The sequence below is a fragment of the Lysinibacillus sp. TE18511 genome (genome assembly GCF_054062295.1).
Genome location: NZ_JBSSFD010000010.1, coordinates 59,414 through 78,706, shown reverse-complemented (window position 1 = coordinate 78,706; position 19,293 = coordinate 59,414). Strand labels below are relative to the sequence as shown.

The 19,293-nt window shown below is 31.9% G+C and carries 29 protein-coding genes; all 29 read left to right on the top strand.

The features are described from left to right. Window positions 1–172: 172 nt before the first annotated feature. The 29 genes from ACVWXS_RS10040 (at window position 173) to ACVWXS_RS09900 (ending at window position 18,964) form a co-directional block, all read left to right on the top strand. Window positions 173–1,498, top strand: a complete 1,326-nt coding sequence (locus tag ACVWXS_RS10040) for an RHS repeat domain-containing protein (RefSeq protein WP_456958065.1) — start codon at window positions 173–175, stop codon at window positions 1,496–1,498. Between the two features lie 85 nt (window positions 1,499–1,583). After that, window positions 1,584–2,099 (top strand): Imm26 family immunity protein, encoded by a 516-nt coding sequence (locus tag ACVWXS_RS10035; protein ID WP_456958063.1) that lies wholly within the window; start codon window positions 1,584–1,586, stop codon window positions 2,097–2,099. Between the two features lie 678 nt (window positions 2,100–2,777). Then, window positions 2,778–3,131, top strand: a complete 354-nt coding sequence (locus ACVWXS_RS10030; protein ID WP_456958061.1) for a hypothetical protein — start codon at window positions 2,778–2,780, stop codon at window positions 3,129–3,131. Window positions 3,132–3,154: 23 nt separating this feature from the next. Continuing rightward, window positions 3,155–4,015, top strand: a complete 861-nt coding sequence (locus ACVWXS_RS10025; RefSeq protein WP_456958059.1) for an RHS repeat-associated core domain-containing protein — start codon at window positions 3,155–3,157, stop codon at window positions 4,013–4,015. Between the two features lie 26 nt (window positions 4,016–4,041). Then, window positions 4,042–4,698 carry a hypothetical protein gene (locus ACVWXS_RS10020; RefSeq protein WP_456958057.1) on the top strand — a complete coding sequence of 219 codons (657 nt, stop codon included), beginning with the start codon at window positions 4,042–4,044 and terminating at the stop codon, window positions 4,696–4,698. 551 nt (window positions 4,699–5,249) lie between these two features. Continuing rightward, window positions 5,250–5,855, top strand: coding sequence for a hypothetical protein (locus ACVWXS_RS10015; protein ID WP_456958055.1), 606 nt, complete (start codon window positions 5,250–5,252; stop codon window positions 5,853–5,855). A gap of 515 nt (window positions 5,856–6,370) precedes the next feature. Then, entirely contained in the window at window positions 6,371–6,805 is a 435-nt protein-coding gene (locus tag ACVWXS_RS10010) for an RHS repeat domain-containing protein (RefSeq protein ID WP_456958053.1), read from the top strand. A 182-nt stretch (window positions 6,806–6,987) separates the two neighbouring features. After that, the gene (locus ACVWXS_RS10005; RefSeq protein WP_456958051.1) at window positions 6,988–7,188 is read left to right on the top strand and encodes a hypothetical protein; all 201 of its coding nucleotides are present in this window, start codon (window positions 6,988–6,990) and stop codon (window positions 7,186–7,188) included. After that, window positions 7,176–7,817, top strand: a complete 642-nt coding sequence (locus ACVWXS_RS10000; RefSeq protein ID WP_456958049.1) for a hypothetical protein — start codon at window positions 7,176–7,178, stop codon at window positions 7,815–7,817. The genes ACVWXS_RS10005 and ACVWXS_RS10000 overlap by 13 nt, the downstream gene beginning before the upstream one ends. Window positions 7,818–8,056: 239 nt before the next feature. Further along, complete coding sequence (locus ACVWXS_RS09995) at window positions 8,057–8,269, top strand: hypothetical protein (protein ID WP_456958047.1); 213 nt, start codon at window positions 8,057–8,059, stop codon at window positions 8,267–8,269. A gap of 87 nt (window positions 8,270–8,356) precedes the next feature. Then, complete coding sequence (locus ACVWXS_RS09990; RefSeq protein ID WP_456958045.1) at window positions 8,357–8,797, top strand: immunity 22 family protein; 441 nt, start codon at window positions 8,357–8,359, stop codon at window positions 8,795–8,797. A 281-nt stretch (window positions 8,798–9,078) separates the two neighbouring features. Then, window positions 9,079–9,408: a hypothetical protein gene (locus tag ACVWXS_RS09985; protein ID WP_456958043.1), complete on the top strand. Its 330-nt coding sequence runs from the start codon at window positions 9,079–9,081 to the stop codon at window positions 9,406–9,408. A 409-nt stretch (window positions 9,409–9,817) separates the two neighbouring features. Then, the gene (locus ACVWXS_RS09980; RefSeq protein ID WP_456958041.1) at window positions 9,818–10,027 is read left to right on the top strand and encodes a hypothetical protein; all 210 of its coding nucleotides are present in this window, start codon (window positions 9,818–9,820) and stop codon (window positions 10,025–10,027) included. Further along, on the top strand, window positions 10,021–10,509 hold the full coding sequence (locus ACVWXS_RS09975) for a CPCC family cysteine-rich protein (RefSeq protein WP_456958040.1): 489 nt from the start codon (window positions 10,021–10,023) through the stop codon (window positions 10,507–10,509). The genes ACVWXS_RS09980 and ACVWXS_RS09975 overlap by 7 nt, the downstream gene beginning before the upstream one ends. A 115-nt stretch (window positions 10,510–10,624) precedes the next feature. Then, entirely contained in the window at window positions 10,625–11,011 is a 387-nt protein-coding gene (locus tag ACVWXS_RS09970; protein WP_456958038.1) for a hypothetical protein, read from the top strand. Window positions 11,012–11,074: 63 nt separating this feature from the next. Then, entirely contained in the window at window positions 11,075–11,563 is a 489-nt protein-coding gene (locus tag ACVWXS_RS09965) for an NADAR family protein (RefSeq protein ID WP_456958036.1), read from the top strand. Between the two features lie 251 nt (window positions 11,564–11,814). Continuing rightward, window positions 11,815–11,991: a hypothetical protein gene (locus ACVWXS_RS09960; protein ID WP_456958034.1), complete on the top strand. Its 177-nt coding sequence runs from the start codon at window positions 11,815–11,817 to the stop codon at window positions 11,989–11,991. A 5-nt stretch (window positions 11,992–11,996) separates the two neighbouring features. After that, the gene (locus tag ACVWXS_RS09955; RefSeq protein WP_456958032.1) at window positions 11,997–12,302 is read left to right on the top strand and encodes a hypothetical protein; all 306 of its coding nucleotides are present in this window, start codon (window positions 11,997–11,999) and stop codon (window positions 12,300–12,302) included. Between the two features lie 204 nt (window positions 12,303–12,506). After that, window positions 12,507–13,307: an SMI1/KNR4 family protein gene (locus ACVWXS_RS09950; RefSeq protein WP_456958030.1), complete on the top strand. Its 801-nt coding sequence runs from the start codon at window positions 12,507–12,509 to the stop codon at window positions 13,305–13,307. Window positions 13,308–13,617: 310 nt separating this feature from the next. Beyond that, window positions 13,618–13,740 (top strand): hypothetical protein, encoded by a 123-nt coding sequence (locus ACVWXS_RS09945; RefSeq protein ID WP_456958028.1) that lies wholly within the window; start codon window positions 13,618–13,620, stop codon window positions 13,738–13,740. A 318-nt stretch (window positions 13,741–14,058) separates the two neighbouring features. Further along, window positions 14,059–14,514 carry an SUKH-3 domain-containing protein gene (locus ACVWXS_RS09940; RefSeq protein ID WP_456958026.1) on the top strand — a complete coding sequence of 152 codons (456 nt, stop codon included), beginning with the start codon at window positions 14,059–14,061 and terminating at the stop codon, window positions 14,512–14,514. Window positions 14,515–14,894: 380 nt separating this feature from the next. Continuing rightward, entirely contained in the window at window positions 14,895–15,464 is a 570-nt protein-coding gene (locus tag ACVWXS_RS09935) for a pentapeptide repeat-containing protein (protein WP_456958024.1), read from the top strand. Between the two features lie 146 nt (window positions 15,465–15,610). After that, window positions 15,611–16,117, top strand: a complete 507-nt coding sequence (locus tag ACVWXS_RS09930) for a hypothetical protein (RefSeq protein ID WP_456958022.1) — start codon at window positions 15,611–15,613, stop codon at window positions 16,115–16,117. Window positions 16,118–16,169: 52 nt separating this feature from the next. After that, the gene (locus tag ACVWXS_RS09925) at window positions 16,170–16,427 is read left to right on the top strand and encodes a hypothetical protein (protein ID WP_456958020.1); all 258 of its coding nucleotides are present in this window, start codon (window positions 16,170–16,172) and stop codon (window positions 16,425–16,427) included. Window positions 16,428–16,556: 129 nt separating this feature from the next. Beyond that, window positions 16,557–16,961, top strand: coding sequence for a hypothetical protein (locus tag ACVWXS_RS09920; protein WP_456958018.1), 405 nt, complete (start codon window positions 16,557–16,559; stop codon window positions 16,959–16,961). A 223-nt stretch (window positions 16,962–17,184) separates the two neighbouring features. Further along, window positions 17,185–17,310, top strand: a complete 126-nt coding sequence (locus ACVWXS_RS09915) for a hypothetical protein (protein ID WP_456958016.1) — start codon at window positions 17,185–17,187, stop codon at window positions 17,308–17,310. Further along, window positions 17,279–17,860: a hypothetical protein gene (locus ACVWXS_RS09910; RefSeq protein ID WP_456958014.1), complete on the top strand. Its 582-nt coding sequence runs from the start codon at window positions 17,279–17,281 to the stop codon at window positions 17,858–17,860. The genes ACVWXS_RS09915 and ACVWXS_RS09910 overlap by 32 nt, the downstream gene beginning before the upstream one ends. 150 nt (window positions 17,861–18,010) lie before the next feature. After that, window positions 18,011–18,142 (top strand): hypothetical protein, encoded by a 132-nt coding sequence (locus ACVWXS_RS09905; RefSeq protein ID WP_456958012.1) that lies wholly within the window; start codon window positions 18,011–18,013, stop codon window positions 18,140–18,142. Window positions 18,143–18,271: 129 nt separating this feature from the next. After that, complete coding sequence (locus tag ACVWXS_RS09900) at window positions 18,272–18,964, top strand: Imm3 family immunity protein (RefSeq protein ID WP_456958010.1); 693 nt, start codon at window positions 18,272–18,274, stop codon at window positions 18,962–18,964. Window positions 18,965–19,293 lie beyond the last annotated feature (329 nt).

Below are 19,293 nucleotides of genomic sequence, written 5' to 3'. Positions count from 1 at the left end.
AGCTTCTCGCTCAAATCAAAATAATTGGACAGCACCAATGTAGTACTATTAACTCGGCCAAGAGATTGAGAGAATCTTACCAGGAGATGTCATCAGCAAATGGCAGTATGATGTCACAGGTAGACCGACACACCATCGAATAAATAGTCAAAACCGTGACACACGAAGACACGTGTATAATTGGGACGTCAATCATCGATTACGAAGCATGGTAAACGAGTTAACGGGAATACGAGTTTCCTATGGTTACGATGAATTCAGTAACCTCGTCTGGTCCAATCAAGGCGGTCAATTTGACTTCTTACACCGCAGTGTCGATGATGTTGGGAATTTGTATGAAACGAAAGAAAAGACAGATCGTGTCTATGGTGCCGGAAGTAGATTGCTTGAAACGAGAGATGCAAAATTTTCTTATGATGAAGAAGGAAATTTGGTTCAAAAAGTCGAAAAGAATGGTGATACGTGGAAGTATGAGTACTATGGCAATGGGATGATGTCAAAGGTCATCAAACCAGATAATACAGAAGTTACTTTCAAGTATGACTCGCTAGGTAGACGAATAGAGAAGTGTTCTGACGAAAAGACAATGAAATTCGTATGGGATGGGAATACAAGCCTACATGAGTATTTCTTGCATGATAATTCAGATATATTTGAAAATATAGATGAGTATTCATCACAGAATAAATCTGAAATACCAGACAATCTAGTTACATGGGTATTTAACGATGGGTTCGTACCTTCTGCTAAAATCACGAATGAAGGTAATTACAGTATTGTTAGTGACTATCTAGGAACGCCTGTTGAAGCCTATGATGAAGAAGGTAATAGGGTTTGGTCAGCTGACCTTGATATCTATGGACGAGTGAATGAGTTTACTGGTGAGCGGGACTTCATTCCGTTTAGGTATCAGGGACAGTATGAAGACATGGAAATCGGATTATATTACAACAGATTCCGTTACTACTCTCCGAGTGAGGGAATGTATATTCAGTCAGATCCGATTGGATTGAATGGTGGCATACGTCTTTATAGTTATGTCAGAGATACTAATGTCTATATTGATATTCTTGGTCTAAAAGGTACTTTTAGTGTGTATCATTTGTATGATGTCGTGGGAGGGAAAAGAGCTGATAATCCATATTATGTAGGTATTACAGAAGACATAGATCAAAGAAGACAGGATCATATAGACACTGGAAGATTAACTAAAGATGGAAAGACAGCTTTGGTAGAATATAAAAATGGATTAACTGAACCACAGGCAAGAGGAATTGAGCAGGCTCATATTCAGCACTACGATACTCAGACAGGTATAAGGAAAGGAACTGTAATGCCTGATGGCTCTATTCATGATGGTGCACTCAGTCAAAGTAATAGGGGGAATAAAAATAATTCCTTTTTAGAAAACAATACAAGAGACAGGAATAGACAAGCGGAAATGGTCAGATCACGTAATAAAGAACTTGCTAAACTAAAGGGAGGTTGTCTAGGTTAGTAAATTAGAAGAGATGAATTGTATGAAATTTGTGTTTATTAATATAAAAAGGCTACAAAATCATGCTTAAAAGGGAGTATAAACGATGAAAACACCTAAAAATAAGTTTCAAGTGGGAGATATTTTTAGTATAAAATTAGAAGATGGTGAGTATGCATTTGGACGCTGTATTTCTCAAATAAGTTTAGGGCATATAGTAGAAATTTTCGATTATTTTTCAGAAGAAAATATTTTCGATACAACTATTACTGATGAAAGGCTTTTCGAGCCAGTTCCTATAGATAGCTGGGGATTATTCGGTAAAAGAAAGAAAGAAGGTATTTGGAAGGTAATTGGTCATGAGGATTCTTTTATACCTGAAAATGTTGATTATTTGCGCTATTGGGGTATGGCTGCTGAAAAGGTTACAGATACGAAACTATTGGGTGTTTTTGATGATGATTGCGGAACTATAGAATATTCTATAGTTAATGGTGATGAACATAGAATTCAATCCAAAGGATTACATTTTAAAATTAAAGGTAGAGAGAATGAAGTTTTTTTACTTAGAAGTCCGTGGGGAGATATACAGGTTAAGGAAGAAATCGAAAAATATAGGTAAAACAATGATGTCGAATTAGTTGATTAACAGTGAGTGGAAAAATATAATGTCAGTAAATTGGTAAACTGATGTTGAATAATTTTCTTTAAACTAGATAATGGTTAGTTTTTAAAATACTCATGTTTCAACTTTTTTGGAATAGAGGTTTGCTATTTCATTTAAATATATAGTGAAAATGAATCCTCTATCAGGAATTTATTTCTATATTGAGAATGGAATATTTTATTTCTTAATATTAAAATTCTTTAAGGTGAATTATTGATTCAAGGGGTCTGCACACCAGTTTACATTAATTTTCATTTCTAAAGAGGTATCACGAGATATACTTTGTCATAGGGTTCTAAAAGAATGTTAAGCACTTAGTTAAATCGAGGATGGATTTTTTGTAATGAGTTATTACAACCTTCAAATGATTTAAAGTATAAAAAACGGCAATAAACCCTAAAGGGTTTTATTGCTGTTTTTTAATACTTTATTGGTATAGAAACTGTGTACACTAGAACCAGGAATTTTATTATGTAACAAGTAATGATTTTTTCAGTTACTTGATTCAAATAAAGCAAAGAATTGAGCGGAAGTATGTTCGAATGTGAAAAATGGTTTGTTAAATCGAGATCGAAAATGAGCATGTGACGAAGCCTATGATGTAATTGGGACGTCAATCATCGCTTACGAAGCATGGTCAACGAGTTAACAGGTGTAAAAGTTACCTATGGTTACGATGAATTCAGTAACCTCGTCTGGTCTAATCAAGGCGGTCAATTCGACTTCTTACACCGCAGTGTTGATGATGTCAGGAATTTGTATGAAACGAAAGAAAAGACAGATCGTGTCTATGGTGCTGGAAGTAGATTGCTTGAAACGAGAGAGGCAACATTCTCTTATGATGATGAAGGTAATCTGATTCAGAAGGTTGAGAAGAATGGTGATACGTGGAAGTACGAGTATAACGGCAATGGCATGATGTCGAAGGTCATCAAACCAGACTACACAGAAGTTACTTTCAAGTATGACTCGTTAGTAGACGGATAGAGAAGTGTTCTGACGAGAAAATTATGAGATTCGTATGGGATGGGAATACAATCCTACATGAGTATTTCACGCAGAATGATTCAGATAAATTAGAAAATCTAGTTGAGAGTTCTCCACAGAATAAATCTGAAATACCAGACAATATAGTTACATGGGTGTTTAATGATGGCTTAGTACCTTCAGCTAAATTTACGAATAAAGGTAATTTCAGCATTATTAGTGATTATCTTGGAACACCTGTAGAAGTGTATAATGAAGAAGGTAATACGGTTTGGTCAGCTGAACTTGATATTTACGGCAGGGTAAAAGAATTTACAGGTGAAAAAGATTTTATTCCATTTAGGTATCAAGGTCAGTATGAAGATGTTGAAACAGGATTGTATTATAACCGATTCCGCTACTATGACCCAGAACAAGGGCAATACACACAACAAGACCCGATTGGACTTGAGGGTGGAAATCCGACGTTGTATGGGTATGTATTTGACCCGAATATCACAGTAGATATTTTTGGGTTATCATTAATTAGATATAAACCTCACGATAGTCTGACTGCTGTGTCTGGAGTAAGAGAAACTGCTATAAATCGAGCTTGGAAACTAGAAAAAGATTTAATTAATCTTACTGGAAGTGGAACAAGAAACTGGACACAAGCAGAAATAGATCTAATTAAAAACACGCCTAACAGTAAATTAGCTACTGTAATGAGTACAAAAGCAGGATATACTGGACACCATATTAACAGCGTTGAAAATGGAGCGCTTGGCCGTAAATGGAAAGGTGACCCTAGGAATATAGATTTTTTACAAAATCACAACCATCCTAATGGAAATGAGCATGTAAATTCAAAACGGGGGCATCGAGGAGCAGTATATCAAATGTAAATCATAAACGAGAGGATTGAGTTTTTGTGAAACAACTAGAGAATTCAGTATTGAAATTTATACAGGCAATGAATCAATATCCAAAAGAGGAGTCCCCGTTAGAAAAAAATGAAAAAAATGGTGAAGTACTTTATAGGTCAGAATTAGTAAAACTACAGGTAGATGAAAAAATTTATCTTTCTCCTGAGTTAAATTTCTTTTATGAACACTGTGAAATAATTCGTTATATTCGTCCTGATGGATATCAATTAGATTGTACATTTATAGATTTAGGGAGTAACCTCCTTTCTCTTTATTCACCAGATAAATTGGGTCGTAGGCAAGAAGGATTTCGATGGATTGGAACCGAAAAAAAAGAGAATCCAAATTGGGATTCAAATTGGCTTGTAGTTGCAGATAAGGATGATGATCCAATTGTAGTTGTAACAAACCAAGAAAATTCACCTGTTATGGCAAGTTATGAAACTAGCGCATTATTTCCAATTGCAGATTCTTTTTCAGCTTTTCTAGATTCTCTTTCGGTGACATTAGAAATAATACATGAAAAATTTAAGGGAGAGATAATGGATGAAGAAACTTTCGAAGTCTACGATGATTTTATTGTGACCTTAAAATCTTCTTTGAGTAAAACTTTGAAAAAAGAAGAATATGCTGAAAATTTTATTGATTACTTATATGGTTAATAAATTTAAAATTGTTCAACTTACATGGTAATAGAGTTTTGAAACATATGTAGAGAATGATATGCTTCCCTTTAGATAGACAGGTTAAAAAACAAAATTCTGACTAAAGGGGAGTGTTTTTTTTGTTAGAAAAAAACTACTTTTATCTCGTGTACATATTCCGTTAATGGAAGAATGAGGATGCTTCTTACGACTAAAAGATAGAAGGATATATTTATTCTGGGCATTTTGATAACCTTATTTTATTTCATATGTTTATTGCTGATAATCATGCGGATAATTTGAATTGATAATCAATTAGGAGAAATTGAAAAAATGGATTATGGAAGCTTATGACGAACAAGGAAAACATATTCGGTCAGCTGGCTGAGCAAATACTTCTCATCAACAAGATGGATTACATGGGAAAAAATACAAAGAGGAAATTTTTAATAGATTGGATGGAAAGAATAAAAAAGATTTAAAAAGGAACTGAACAAGATAAAGAAAGAACTGTACAAAGGAAGGACATGGGAAACAAGAACAACTAAAAAATTAGGGAAGTGTACAAGATGATAGAAAAAGATTACGAGATGATTGTAAAAATTTTTGAGGAATATAGTTCCTCATATAATGTGTTGCATCATCAAGTTGAAGACATTGGAAATGGAACCGTTATTTGGAGCAATTCTTATCTGGAATTATACCCATATCAATATGAATTAGATCAATTACCAAAACCGAAAATTTATAAAAAGGAACCGAAATCTAAGGAAGGAATTGTAGTGAATAAGTTGAAAAACAATGAACTGTATTTTTCTTATGACGCTGAAAATAAGGGGTGGGGGAGTTCTTTCATAATAAATGAAACTGAAAAGAAAATCTGTCTTAGATTTCGTAGTAATAGGGCTGGTGAAATGGTTTTAAGCCAAGTACATTGTATAATATATGAAGGACCTGTGATAGAAAAAATATTATTCTACAAAAGGGACGATGATAGGAACAAAGAAACGTTTATGGTTGACAGATATTCTTATAATGACAATTTGACTGCTCATACTATTATTAGAGATGGTTTCTTTGAAGAAAAAATAAGAATTTTATCCACAAGGACATTTAGATTTGAGTATGAAAATGGAGATGTACGTATTTACTCGAAACAATTGAAAAAAATCTAAAAGTTGTTGAAGATCTATTGTATACCTCTAGAAAGTCAAAAAAAAATTAAACAGCGACATCAGAGACAAGTAATGCGAAACTAAAATAGGGAAATTAAGATTAGAGTATCAGGAATTGTAATTAGAGGATGCAGTACGATGTGACAGGAAAACTGTTCGTCATCAAGCGAAAAGTAACTATACACTATTAAATGTAGAAAATGTTTATTTAACATATTGTATTTTATAGTCGAAAGTAAATATAAGGGGTTTAATTTCGAAAGAGGAAGCAAAAGATATACTACATCTAATTGTTTTAAATGATGTTGGCATGAAACAATTACTCAAATTAATAAAACATGTATGGGCTTGAAAAGGAATGGGTTTAGATGTGGAGAATATTGAACATCCACTTATTAAAGACTTGTTTCCAGTAATAGAGGTTGATACAGATCCTGTATTTTTAAAGGTTATAAGAGGAGCATAAATTCTTTGGGAATTATGCTCCTCTTTTTTTACTAATATTATTTGCCTTTTTGGTAATATTTTCTTGTAAAGCGATTACGAAGCATGGTAAACGAGTTAACAGGTGCACATGGGTATTTAACGATAGGTTCGTACCTTCAGCTAAAATTACGAATGAAGGTATTTACAGCATTATTAGTGATTATCTAGGAACGCCTGTTGAAGCCTATGGTGAACAAGGTAATAGGGTTTGGTCAGCTGAGCTTGATATCTACGGTAGAGTGAATGAATTTACAGGTGAGAAAGACTTTATTCCATTCCGTTATCAAGGGCAGTATGAAGAGGTAGAAATAGGATTTTATTATAATAGATTCCGATACTACGACCCGGAACAAGGGAATTATACCCAAATAGATCCGATTGGACTTGCTGGTGGGAATCCAACACTGTATGGATATGTAAGAAATACAAATAATTCATTTGATCCATTTGGCTTGTGGTCATAGTATCAGTTAAAAGATGATCTGGGAAATATAGTTTATCATGGTATTACCGATAGGCCAATACAAGTGAGACTTATAGAACATGCTAATGGTTATGGAAGTACTACAAAAAAATATTTAGTCAAGTAAGTTATTTAGATGCTCTTCCAGACAGAATTGCAACAAGAAATCTTGAAGGGTCAGCATTGTATCATGCATTCCAAGCGGATGCTAATTTATATAATGCTCCAAGACCTGTTTCAGAAGGATTTTATCATCAATATAATGGTCCTGAAAAAATAGCTAAAGGTAGGACTTTTTTAACTCAGGCAGAAATAGAAAGTCAAATGAAGAAAGCGAAAACGGTAAATGTTGATAGTGGAGGTAAAATAAAATGTCCAACATAAAAAAATTAGAAGCAGTGACAAAAGCACTTGAAGATTTGTGCAATTCGACTCCAGAAAATCCATTATCATTAATTAAGACTATTGAAAAAGCAACTAGATTAGAGACTGGATCACCAATTTCGGAATTTTTATCTAATCCAGATTTTATACAAAAATTAATTAATGTTGGGTATCGATATGAATCAGATGAAAAGGTTGTAGAACAGGTACTATGGTCATTAGGTCAAATTTCTGATAGAGTTTTTTGGTCTATGCGCCAGCTTTATGATGAATTTGAAGCGGATACTCAAAATATTTATAATTTCTTTCTACAATTTGTAAATCATAAAAATAATAAAATTAGACTTGCAGTAGCGGCAGGACTTTTTAAATTACCTCAATTCGAGGAATATTCAAATAAATGGAACTATATTATCTCAATGGCAAGCATTCCTCCCAAAATAAAGTCTATGAGATTATTTAGGTGGGTTGTAAAAGGCAATATAAAAAATATACCGAATGAATTTAAATATCCTATTTGCAAAATATTAAAAGAGTATCTTTATGAGACAAATTTAGATATTGATACTCAAAAACTCTATAAAGAAATAATTATTCAGTTAGATGATAATTTTTTAGAGGATGTCTAAATTTGCAAAAAATCTTTACCTTTTCAAAGAATTTTTTAAAAAGGCAATAAATCCTTGATTCAGGGTTTGTTGCCCTTTTTAATACTTTATTACTGAACTTCTAATATAGAAAGCGTGTATACACAACAAGAACCAGGAATCAAACCAAAAAACAGTACAAAGAAGTATTAAGATCATATGTTCATGAAAGGGTTTTGGCTTTAAAAAGTAGGCTTTTAATTGAAACTGAAAATGAGCATGTGACCGTAAAGCTGGAGCGAGACCCATCTGGACAAGTGATCAAGGAGTGGCAAAATGACCATTGGATTGCGAGTAGCTATGATGAATTAGGCAATCGTTCACAAATTACGAGTAGCTTAGGTGCAAAAATCGATGGAGATGGTAATATTATATCAGGTAAACATCACAGTAGTAGTGCAAGTAAGAGATTCCATGACATGTTAATTAAATAGTTAAAGAGTACTATAAAGAAGGAAGAAGCACTTGGAATAATCAATAATAATCATGATAATTAAACGAAGATGAGGTGTAAATAATAAATGAATTATGGAGAACAAAACACATCTAAAGTGCATATTTGGGTAGGAAATAATTTTGAGAAGGATTATGAGGAGTATTTTGAATTAGACTATAGAGAAGATGTAGAAATAGGAGATTTAGATTATAAAATCTGTGTTTTTTGTAAAGATATAGGGAAAGTATTTTACGATGAGGACTGGATTGGATATACCCAGCACTCACAAGAGATAGACTTAGATATTCTGATAAACCAAGATGAATTATCAGTTACGGAAGAAACTATAACAAAAATTAGAGAGAGTTGTATAAAGAAGGGCGTTGAAAAAGCGAATGCAGTGTTTTGGTATTATGATGGTGATATCATGATAAAAGATAAAGAAAAGCTTTATAATAAGCTAACTTATATCGGAATGTTTGATGCTATTTGGTATTTAAGTAATAATAAACCAAAAATAATCTAATATAATTGGATTATACGATAAGTGGGAAATAGTATGACGGATTTCTACATTAACCACCTTTCGGTAGAATAGCTAATATAGATATTCTACGAAAGGTGGTTTTATTTTGGATATCATACCAGTTAAACTTGGAGACACTAGTTCAAATCGCGGGGATTGAACACAAAATAAACAGCATCAGCGGTATAACAACTCATCACAACACCGTAATCCGATTATTTGTAAGATTAGAATGAATAGTGAACAAGATAGACCATGCTTAAGTCGGATATAGAGGTTCTTTGGCTACTGGTAGGAAAGGTCCTCATAAAGGAAATCTTCCGTTTGATCCAACGGACTTAGACATTGACGCTTTTATTGTAAGTGATGAATTTTCTTCAAAGTTCCGTTCTTCCGGAAAATGGAGATCTGGAGCTAAAATAAGAGAAATTAGACAAATGCAACAAGAAATTGTTAAAGCACTCAAAGGCTCATTGGATGGTTTAAGGAAGGAAGATATTTCAAAAATAAGAATCGGTTTTGAGCCTGCATCCGATGATGATAGTTGCTTACTGGTGATTGATCAGGAAGCAATTGATTTAGAAAGTGCTATTGAACAAATTTTGAGATAACACTTAAAACCTATAGAGGCACATTTAAAGTGTACCCTTTGTAAAAGACATTAAAAAATGGGCAACTTATTTAAACTGTATCTTATAAGATAGACATTTTGAAACAGAAGTATCTCAAAACGAATCGCAATCCTTATAAAATATTCAATTGAGTGTTGACATTCCAGTAAATTATTTTTAAAACCTTGAGGAGCCATGCTTTTCAAGATTTTTTCTTGAACCGAAGAAATAAAATATACTAATATACTCTATAAATTATAAATAATGAAAGAAAAAGAAGTAGTTTAATAAAGTTATAAATGGATGACTTTTTTAGCTATTAAGATTACAACATAGGGTATAGATAATGCTTATGATTTAAGTAAAGCAAATATATCTAAATGGAATAAAGGAAGTTACGATTCAGCTGGTGACTCTGCAAGCTAAAGTTGGAAACCAACTTATAAAAGTTAATCCAGCTACTAATCGAGTATTTGCGGGACATGCTAAAGATGGAAAGATTCTTTCGTTTTATAAAGCACTTCCTGAATTCGTTGTAGAGGATCCTTTTACAGATGCAGTTAATTACGCGCTTGAAAAAACAAAACTATCAAAGTCAGAGGTTAAGTACAAATGTTAATATTTAGTAGGGAACTTGCGTTAACAAGTTACGCGATATACAAAATCTCTTCTTTATCCAAAAACGAAATCGATAATATCCTTTGTTCCGATTATTTGGATGAGGAAGGTGAAACAAAAGAATATGATAGTGTTTACTCTCCAAATGTTCAAAACTTTTTAGTTGGCCATTTTACTACTACTATTCTTGTTGGAATATCAAATAACTTTTTAAAAAAATTTCTTGAAGATTGTTTTAAAGACGATGTAAATATAATTGGAGATGAGGAAGTTTTATATAAATGTCCATGCTGTGGGTATCTTACTCTTTCAACTCGAGGCGAATATGAAGTGTGCCTCGTCTGTATGTGGGAGGATGATGGCGGATCGGAAAATGATATCGAGCGTATTAGTTCTGTAAATCATTCTTCAATTAAAGACTATAGAGATAAGCACCGAATGCTTCTTGAGCCAGAAAATATCCCATATAAAAAAGGTGACTAAATCAATTGTAATTGTATTATAGAGAACGCTCGACTTTCGATCCTCAAAAGCGAGAACTACATTTGTAGTTTGTGGTTATTTTTGCTTTTTAGTCTAAAGGGAGGTTTCGATAAAGGTGAAGACAAAATACCTAGATATTGTATTACTAGAAGATTTACCTTTTGTAGATTTAGTAAAAAAAATAGAAAAAGTTTTTAACGTTTCATTACCCTATGAAAATAAAAAAGGACGATATATAGCAGAAGGCCAAAAAGGCAGATATAAAATAGAACTTATTGATAGATTTGATGATCTTAGTGAACTTTTGTGTGATGAGCATCATGTACTTTCTCTTAGTATACATTTTGAAGAAGAGTTTAATTACATTGTGATAGAAAATGAAATAAAGAAGCTATTAAAAAATTATGATATTAAATGGAAATTCGGAATTTGGAAAGATCCAAGTGAACCAATAGATAAGAATAGAAGGGAATATTACCTTAAAAATAGGCTTTTACTTTAATATTTATTCAATTTAGGTGATTAAAAAAGATTTTCAATTAAGTTCAAAAAAGGAGCATTAATTATGAAAGAAGCTAAAGTCTTTGTATTTTTCTGGGGAAAGCAAGATGTATTTTCTAACTTTTATTACTCACCATTTAAGCATCAAGGACAACTTTTTAAATGGAGTGAACAAGCTGTAATGTATCGTAAAGCTAAATTGTTTGGTGCTGATAAAATTGCACTACAAATTATAAGAGCGCAAACACCAGACGAATGTAAGAAGCTAGGACGCAGCAGACAAATTCCATTTGATAATAAAGTTTGGGAAGAAAATCGAGAAAAAGTATATTATGAAGTACTAGTTGATAAATTCTCAAATCCAAAATTAAAATCAATACTTATAAATACAGGAAGTAAAACGTTAGTAGAAGCTAGCCCATTCGATAAAATATGGGGAATAGGTATCGACTGTAATCATCCAGATGCTACAAATCCTTCTAAATGGCGAGGATTAAATTTGCTAGGTAAAGTTCTTGAAAAAGTTAGAAAGACTATAATTGAAACGGAATAAACTTTATGTATAAAGAAGTCTACAAAGATGATTGACCTTGATTGGCTTTATGCCTTTCAAGTTTTTTTCTTAACTCAAAGAAGTTTGTGGTTAAAAAGTAATCTGATATTTGATTTAAAAATTCCTAAGGCTGGACCATCAAGGAGTACTATGTAAATAGTGGTCTAGGAAGAAAAGTGTGAGAATTAGGCGAGATGACATTTTACATGCAAGAGGTAGTTTTGTATGGAATAGTGACTAAATAAACGATAATGACAAAGCTCGTGGCGGATATTTCAACACATGAAAAAGCTGTAGCTAACCGAATAGGAGATGTAAAAGCTAATTTTTCAGCATCATCAAAAGAAGTGCTAGTTGTAGGGCATGTACCTTCTAATAAATTATCGTATGTTAATGAAAAGGTAGATATCTGTAAAAAGAGAGGGTGAGTATTTTGAGAACAGATAGAGCTCTAGAAACAGTATATAAATCTATACTAGGTGAAGATTCACTCATTATAAAACTAAGAAATAGACAAGGGTTGGATGATGAGCAATTTTCTCAACTAAAAGATGCGATGAATATTTTGATAGACTCATACAAAGATAATGAGGAAATACCAAAACGTTTAGCTTTATGTTTTGTTGACATTAGTGTGCGTTTTTCTTTTAATGAAAATTGGTATAACGAAAAAGAAAGAGATAGGCTAGAAGATGCTGCAAATGAACTATCTTATCTTGCCGAGCAATTGTTTGCATAGAAATTGAAAAAAAACTGAAATTCACCTTAAACTCTACAATTTAGGGTGAATTTCGGAACCGATGCCAACAGAAAATCTATATACAATAGAGGGTAGTAATACTTCAGGTACTTGTGTATCCATATGCAGAAAATTCAAACCAAATGAATCCATGTTTAACATATAGTAATCAAAAAAATATAGAGGAGTACATGAAACATACAAATGCCAATAAAAAGCAATCAAATTCCAGCCATAGGAGATTGTACAGAACTTTTTGAACGATTATCAAAATATATATCCAGATTTGATGAGAAATGGGTAGATGAAATAGAACCCGCAAAAAAAGAGGACATAGATACGCTAAAAAATCTAACACAAATTAATAAATATAATTATCATTTTCCTAAAGAATATGAGATTTATTTAAATTATATGGGGCAGAATGATAAGGGTCTACTAAAAACTCAACTTCCAGGGTATGCTTCAATTTCTGAGATAATTGAATCTTATGAAGGGATACATGAGGAACAACCAGACACTTTAAGTGATAAATATATTCATTTTTTTCAAACTGAATTATTTTATGGTCAACTATCATTTGATTTTACCCAAACTGATAATCCTCAGATTGTTATGACTAATGAGGATAGCCAGTTTGTACGTTATTTTGCAGATAACTTCGAAAAATTCTTATTTCAATGTGCGTTTAGTAAATACGAAAGATTAAATTATGATAAGTGTATAACCTTTGCTGGATCACCTAACATGCTTAAAGAAGTAATAAAGAGACACAATGAATCGGATGTTTTTGGCATAATTGAAAAATTTTCGAAAACATATGATTTTCAAAGAGCATGGTTTAGTGATCTGACCCATCACATAGGTTTTAAAGACGGCATTAGCTTTTACATTGAAAGTGGAGTTAATTCTTTGTGTGGGTTTGTAGCAGGTGATTTAGATAAACAAATCGACAATATTGGCGAAACTTTACTAGCTGAATTAAATGTTAATAAAAAGAATTAAAGTTTTGAACGAGCGTATATGCAAATTTTTGTCCTAATGTTGGCGTGTCAACGCTGATTTTAGAAATAATTTCATGAATTACTACTATGCTTGGAGTAGACAACCGTTCTGTATAATAGTAAGCAGTAAATGCAGAATAATGCGTTACTACAACATATTGAAACATCAACTGATTCAACATCGTTATTAGGATGATCTTCTCATTTAAACTACAACGCCACAATGCGAGCTAACCGCCATGTTGTGGTTTCTCTTTTTACCTACCATTTTATTAATCCGGATGGAAGTGTGTCCTATCAGGGGGGGAGGAGTGCATAAGGGTTTTGAAGAAAGTTATGATGAAGTATACACTCAAGGTGATTTTATTAAATTAAGTGATACTTTTTCAGAGTATCTAATAAAAAAATACAATGGTGAACTTCCACGCTATTAAGGATCTATTTGTTGTTTGTAAAATAGTTTGTGAGATTATCAAAAACTTGTCTTAAATCAAACATCAAAGCCTATTCGTACTTATAAGGAGGGCTAAGCTTTTTTGATTTGTAGAGAGAAGAAATCTTATTTTTATTTATTAGTATATATTTTATGAAATTCTTCTTAATGAAAATTATTCGGAAAATACATATATTATAGTTCCGATGTTGATGAAAAGACTTAAATTGTACAAATAGAATCATGGAATTTAGTCGTGAGTTCCTTAAAAATATCATGGGCTATGCACTCTTTGAAGATTTCATTGGAGGAAAGTTAAATGGGAAAATTATCAGAGAAAACAAAAAGCATAATAGAAGCAGCTGGATGGTACAGTGGTCGGAGTGTAGATATAGATTCAACAGTTGAATATTTAGAAAAGAAAGGTTACGAAGTCTTTGATTGTGCCAAAGATGTTCTAAAGGAATTTGGTGGACTAACATATGTTTACCTAGCTGATGATACTGAGGGAAGCTTTATTATAACACCATATGAAGCTTTAGGTGATGCAGCAAGATTACATTTTAAAAGATATGAGGTAATATTAGGCAAAAAATTAGTTGTAATTGGTACTGCATATGGCGATAATACGATTATGTTTATGGATGAAGTCGGAAAAGTATATGGTTTTCACGATGATTATTACATTTGGAAATTAGGAGATAACATATATGATGCAGTGAATAACTTATGTGAATGTAAAGAATTAAAGCTTATTCATGAAACAACAGATTAGACCACTAGTTTCAATTTTTAGTTATTCCATTTTTCCAATAGTACATTTTATTTAAAAAACAAAATTACTTCTCAAAGAAAAATGTGCCTTTTTGAATGCACGAAATTGAACAAGTAAGATAATTGAAAATCATGTAAAGGTAGTGGTTACACAGTACAGAATTGGTTTTTCATTTTATAAAAGCAAAAAATCTGCCTTGCAATATAAGCCTATTTTCAAACAACACATATAGACACGCCTAAGAAGCCTGATACAAAGCTCAATTATATGATAAAAATACTGGAGGAAGCACAAGAGAAGAGTTATCTGGTATCCATAAAAAGGACGATTAAAATAATGAATGAAAAAAGAATAATACATTTATTTGAATTGCATCAATTATGGCTGAGTCAATAGGGGATAAGGGAGAAAAGTTAGTACTTGACGAAACAAAATTAGAAAGTCTGAACTTGTCCAATTTCTTCTTTAAGGAGGCTAGATTAATAGGATGTTCATTTGACAGCATGAATTTGGAAAAAGGAAATTTTATTTTAACTTGGCTTTATTCTTCAACTTTTAAGAATGCTTGTTTACAGGGAGCAAAATTCTATAAAGGATATGTTTCATATGCGGACTTTACTTATTCTGGTCTTAGAAATTCAAAATTTACAGATTGCGAGAGTACTAAGACGATTTTTTTTGGTTCAGATCTATCAGATTCACAATTAAATACATGTTATTTTGATTATGTGGATTTTAGAAATTCAAATTTAAAAAATGCAAATATTGAAAATATTGAAAATATTGAAGGTTCTTTTTTTGAGAATGTTTTAGTGAAAGGTGCAAATTTCAAAGGTGTTTTGGGCCTTGAAAATGCTGAAATTTTAAGTATAAATATAGGAACAACAGAGGAACCAATAAACTTAAGAGAAGATAAAGCTAAAAGATGGATCATAGAAAATTGTATGTAAGTAAGATAAATTATACTACGAACATATTAACTAAAACAGATTAGAATGGAAGACGTACATTCCGTTACTTTGAAGCTTTTGGGTGTCAAGTTTTTAAAAGTTGTCTGGCTCTATTTGCATAGTTTTTTATAAGTGAGGTATAGATTATGGGGGATTTACTAAATATTGCTTTAGAACGCTTATCAACAATTCAATTCGAGAATATCGATGATAAAATAAAAGAATCTCACCATGTATTAATTAGAGAGTATCTTAGAAGAGTTAATGTATTTTTGGATCATTTGGAAATTGATGTAGGTAAGTATCCTATAATCAGTATTTCTAAGGCTCTTGGAAAGTCTTTTAATAGTAACATTTTTAAGATTTGTCCAGAACTTAATAATATTAATAACCTTTATATAAAAGCAATTTGTTATTGTTATTTAGATATTTCCCAACAAGCAGATGAGGGAGTAGATGAAGCGATTGATTATATAGACTTATATGAACCAATGATTAAATTTTTTGAAAGAGGTGGTGCTTTTTGGATACGGCAAGGTGAATTGATTGTAGGGAAGTCAGCTTATCCTCTTAGATATTGGAGGAATTTGGATGTTCAGATGAATGATATAAGTGATGATTCGCTATCTGAAATAGATAATAGAGGTAACTAGTCAATAATTAACCTTAGGAGATAATCACATTGAAGATGGGATGACTTATACGATGGTTGTCACTACATCAAACAATTACTATTGGTATAAGGATAAAGAAGGTTTAGATTATATTCCTGCAAGTCCGCCTGATATCATCGTAAGAACATTGACCAAAGAGAATATTTGGAAAGCGATTGAAACGTTTACTGAAGAAAATACATATTGGTTAAAATTGTATTATCTAGCAGGGGGAAGAGAAGGGATATTTGAACAAAATAATATGGATAAGATGATTGAACGAATAAAAAAAGATGTTGAAGAAATTTAGGATATATAGACTAGTAGTAGTTTTAATTAAACCATTCTTTAGCAGATTTAGTTTTAGTGAAAGTAATACTTGTTTGTTATATATTCAAAAGGGCTACAGTAACTCTATAGAGTTAAGGAGGTGTGTGCTATGAATGATAATATTGATTATGAAAGTATCAAAGATTCAGTTGTATATAGTTTTGAGGAATATGTAGAAGATCATGGATTTACAGCACCTCACTCTGCAGCAAAAGTATTTGAAGAAGATTGGAGAGAGCTAAACTATAATGTTTTTACAAAGACGGCGTACTATATTTGTGTTGCAATTGAGTGTATTAAACTAAAAGAAATACCAGATTTTATATATGGAAAATTAGATTTTTATATCAATAGTATAGAATTTAAAGGTGATGCTAATAAAAAAGATATAGAACGATTATTGCAGGATATAAATAATTGTAGGCAGTTAATGGAAAGTAATGATTACAAGGTTATAGAATCAAACTTTAGCGCAAAAGCACGAATTGAATATCTACTTAGTTTGAAGCCATAATTCATACGATTTTAGTGAACTATATTGAGATATCTGCATACATAATAAAAATCGATTATTATACATAGTCATAAGAACAGTTCTAAAAAATCTGAGCTGCTTCTTTCTTTGAGAATGACAAAAATAAAGAATTTTAAATATAGATTTAGAGATATAAATCTATATTTAAAATTACATCGGTAGACGTAGGATGTAGTCATGACAGTTATGAGGGGGTTACAAGATGAGTGCTTCAATTTTTTATACAGCAAAACGCAAACAAAAACTGACGAATGCTGAACAAGAGATCATTAATAAATTGATTGCAGAGTATTCCGTTGATCAAGAAAGAACTGGTGATTATTATTAATTACTTTTGGCAAATTTCTAAGTATGAAGATGAAGAACTCCCATTATATCAACAAAGTGGAACCCCTACCTGGACATCTGTTTCTGATATAGGAAAACGATATAATAGGGAAATGTTTACAGTAAGTAATTATATGACTGTGGAGGAGTTGTTTATAAAGGCTATCCAGGTTTTTATGATCAGTTCAACTTCTACTAAATTAATTGTTAAACAACTTGAAAAACCGTTAAACTTGGAAGTGATTGAAGATAATATCGTAAAAACCGGATTTTCCTTAGAAGATTCCAAAGAAATGCTTAATTTTTTTCAAAAGGTTAGACAAGGGATGAGTATAAGTCTTAATGAAGTAGAACTTGTGACTCGCTTGGCTTTAAGGAAGTATGTTTGGGTGCAATTAGAATCAGAAACAATGTTTGTGAGATTTGATTATGATTATTATGTTGATATTGGGAGTACAGAACGATGTGATGATGCTGTAAAACAAGTGTGTGATATGAACCTGTCAGTTAATCTATGGGGCAAACCTTATCCTTTTAGCAGTCCTACTTAAATCTTGATCGGCTATATGCCCTTCAAGGTCTTTTTTAATTTTTAGAATGAGTTGAATAGAGTTACGCTGTGCAGGTCAAAAGCTTTCCATCAATTTATTTTTGCAATATGGCAAAGTCTACACTCCTATTGCAACAAGTTGTCTTTACCTATGAATAAAAGATTGAACATTCCGTCACTGTCAGGAACAGTAAGTAAGAGTATGGTATTAGAGGTCAAGAAGGATCAAGTACGCCTGCACCTATCCATTGATGAAGCGCAAAAAAAGGAAGAGGCCATATGATTCTACTTGTTACGCCTTATACAGCAGAAGGACACAGCGGCTTTTAAAGCCCATCTGAGGAAGGTGATAGCGAGTTGGGACTAAGAATGACCACCCTATTTATCCTAAAAGTGAATAAGGAGGTTTTAAATGGTTTTTAGTTATGAAGAATATGAAGAGTATATTCATGAAGATTATAATGAGTTAATAGAAGAAAAAATGAGTAGAGGTGAGGCAATAGCAAGAACATTTAATGAGTATGACATGTTAGCTAAAAAAAGTGAAACAGATAAAGCGCTATTTTGCACAATAATTTCAGAAATATCACTTTCTCATGAGAAAATTCCATATACTTTTAAGAATTATATGGAACAGTCACTAACTGAATTGGATTTTAAAGTAATTAAGCAAGAAAATAGTTTAACTTTAGAACAATATATTGATTTGATTAATCGAAAAGACTACGTTTTACAAGAGCTGAAAAAAAAGCCGTTAGATTATTATCCAAGAGTTTGTTGGTATTACGAAGAATTAATAGAAAAAGTTCAAAAATTTATTAATAGTTTTTTGATAGAAAATGAAAGTACAGATACAATTGTCACCGGTGTGTTGCAACGATTTGAACGAGATTGTAGGAATACTAACAGTGAGAAGTTCAGTGTCTATACAACAATTGCTGAAAATTTGTACATCCAAGGATTAACAGGAGTGGATGGTATTGAAGATGTTAAACATGTATTGCAATCGTTCAGTATTGATGATGTATTTGATGAGCAATTAACTGAAGATGAACAAGAAAAGTTAGCTGATCGAATTAATAGTGTTTTAACTAAATTAAAATGAAATTGTGGGTGTTTAATCGCTAAAAGACAATAAGTTAAAAACTATTTTCTAATAAGACATAATTTCTTAATATTTTGAGCCCATAAACTATTCAAAACATGGTTAAAAGGGCTTTTTTATTTTATTTACTAGAATCATGATTATTATGAAAGGACATAGCGGCTTTTACAGCCCACCAGAGGAACTGTTAAAGAAATTAGAGATATGACTAAGTAAGAAAGGAGTTTATATATTGTTCTGTATAAATTATAAGGTAATTTTTGATGATATTAGTGAATTAAAAGGAGCAGATGGGTATTTTCAAATCCAAGTTGATGATGAGATATATG

What these genes read in the sequence shown, in the direction of transcription:
- ACVWXS_RS09940 (WP_456958026.1), top strand. Translation starts at nt 14,059, where the DNA reads ATGGGAAAATTATCAGAGAAAACAAAAAGCATAATAGAAGCAGCTGGA.
- ACVWXS_RS09915 (WP_456958016.1), top strand. Translation starts at nt 17,185, where the DNA reads ATGAGTGCTTCAATTTTTTATACAGCAAAACGCAAACAAAAACTGACG.
- ACVWXS_RS09900 (WP_456958010.1), top strand. Translation starts at nt 18,272, where the DNA reads ATGGTTTTTAGTTATGAAGAATATGAAGAGTATATTCATGAAGATTAT.
- ACVWXS_RS09930 (WP_456958022.1), top strand. Translation starts at nt 15,611, where the DNA reads ATGGGGGATTTACTAAATATTGCTTTAGAACGCTTATCAACAATTCAA.
- ACVWXS_RS09990 (WP_456958045.1), top strand. Translation starts at nt 8,357, where the DNA reads ATGAATTATGGAGAACAAAACACATCTAAAGTGCATATTTGGGTAGGA.
- ACVWXS_RS09965 (WP_456958036.1), top strand. Translation starts at nt 11,075, where the DNA reads ATGAAAGAAGCTAAAGTCTTTGTATTTTTCTGGGGAAAGCAAGATGTA.
- ACVWXS_RS09935 (WP_456958024.1), top strand. Translation starts at nt 14,895, where the DNA reads ATGGCTGAGTCAATAGGGGATAAGGGAGAAAAGTTAGTACTTGACGAA.
- ACVWXS_RS10035 (WP_456958063.1), top strand. Translation starts at nt 1,584, where the DNA reads ATGAAAACACCTAAAAATAAGTTTCAAGTGGGAGATATTTTTAGTATA.
- ACVWXS_RS09920 (WP_456958018.1), top strand. Translation starts at nt 16,557, where the DNA reads ATGAATGATAATATTGATTATGAAAGTATCAAAGATTCAGTTGTATAT.
- ACVWXS_RS09905 (WP_456958012.1), top strand. Translation starts at nt 18,011, where the DNA reads ATGAATAAAAGATTGAACATTCCGTCACTGTCAGGAACAGTAAGTAAG.
- ACVWXS_RS09950 (WP_456958030.1), top strand. Translation starts at nt 12,507, where the DNA reads ATGCCAATAAAAAGCAATCAAATTCCAGCCATAGGAGATTGTACAGAA.
- ACVWXS_RS09925 (WP_456958020.1), top strand. Translation starts at nt 16,170, where the DNA reads ATGGTTGTCACTACATCAAACAATTACTATTGGTATAAGGATAAAGAA.
- ACVWXS_RS10000 (WP_456958049.1), top strand. Translation starts at nt 7,176, where the DNA reads ATGTCCAACATAAAAAAATTAGAAGCAGTGACAAAAGCACTTGAAGAT.
- ACVWXS_RS09975 (WP_456958040.1), top strand. Translation starts at nt 10,021, where the DNA reads ATGTTAATATTTAGTAGGGAACTTGCGTTAACAAGTTACGCGATATAC.
- ACVWXS_RS10025 (WP_456958059.1), top strand. Translation starts at nt 3,155, where the DNA reads ATGAGATTCGTATGGGATGGGAATACAATCCTACATGAGTATTTCACG.
- ACVWXS_RS10015 (WP_456958055.1), top strand. Translation starts at nt 5,250, where the DNA reads ATGATAGAAAAAGATTACGAGATGATTGTAAAAATTTTTGAGGAATAT.
- ACVWXS_RS09960 (WP_456958034.1), top strand. Translation starts at nt 11,815, where the DNA reads ATGACAAAGCTCGTGGCGGATATTTCAACACATGAAAAAGCTGTAGCT.
- ACVWXS_RS10030 (WP_456958061.1), top strand. Translation starts at nt 2,778, where the DNA reads ATGGTCAACGAGTTAACAGGTGTAAAAGTTACCTATGGTTACGATGAA.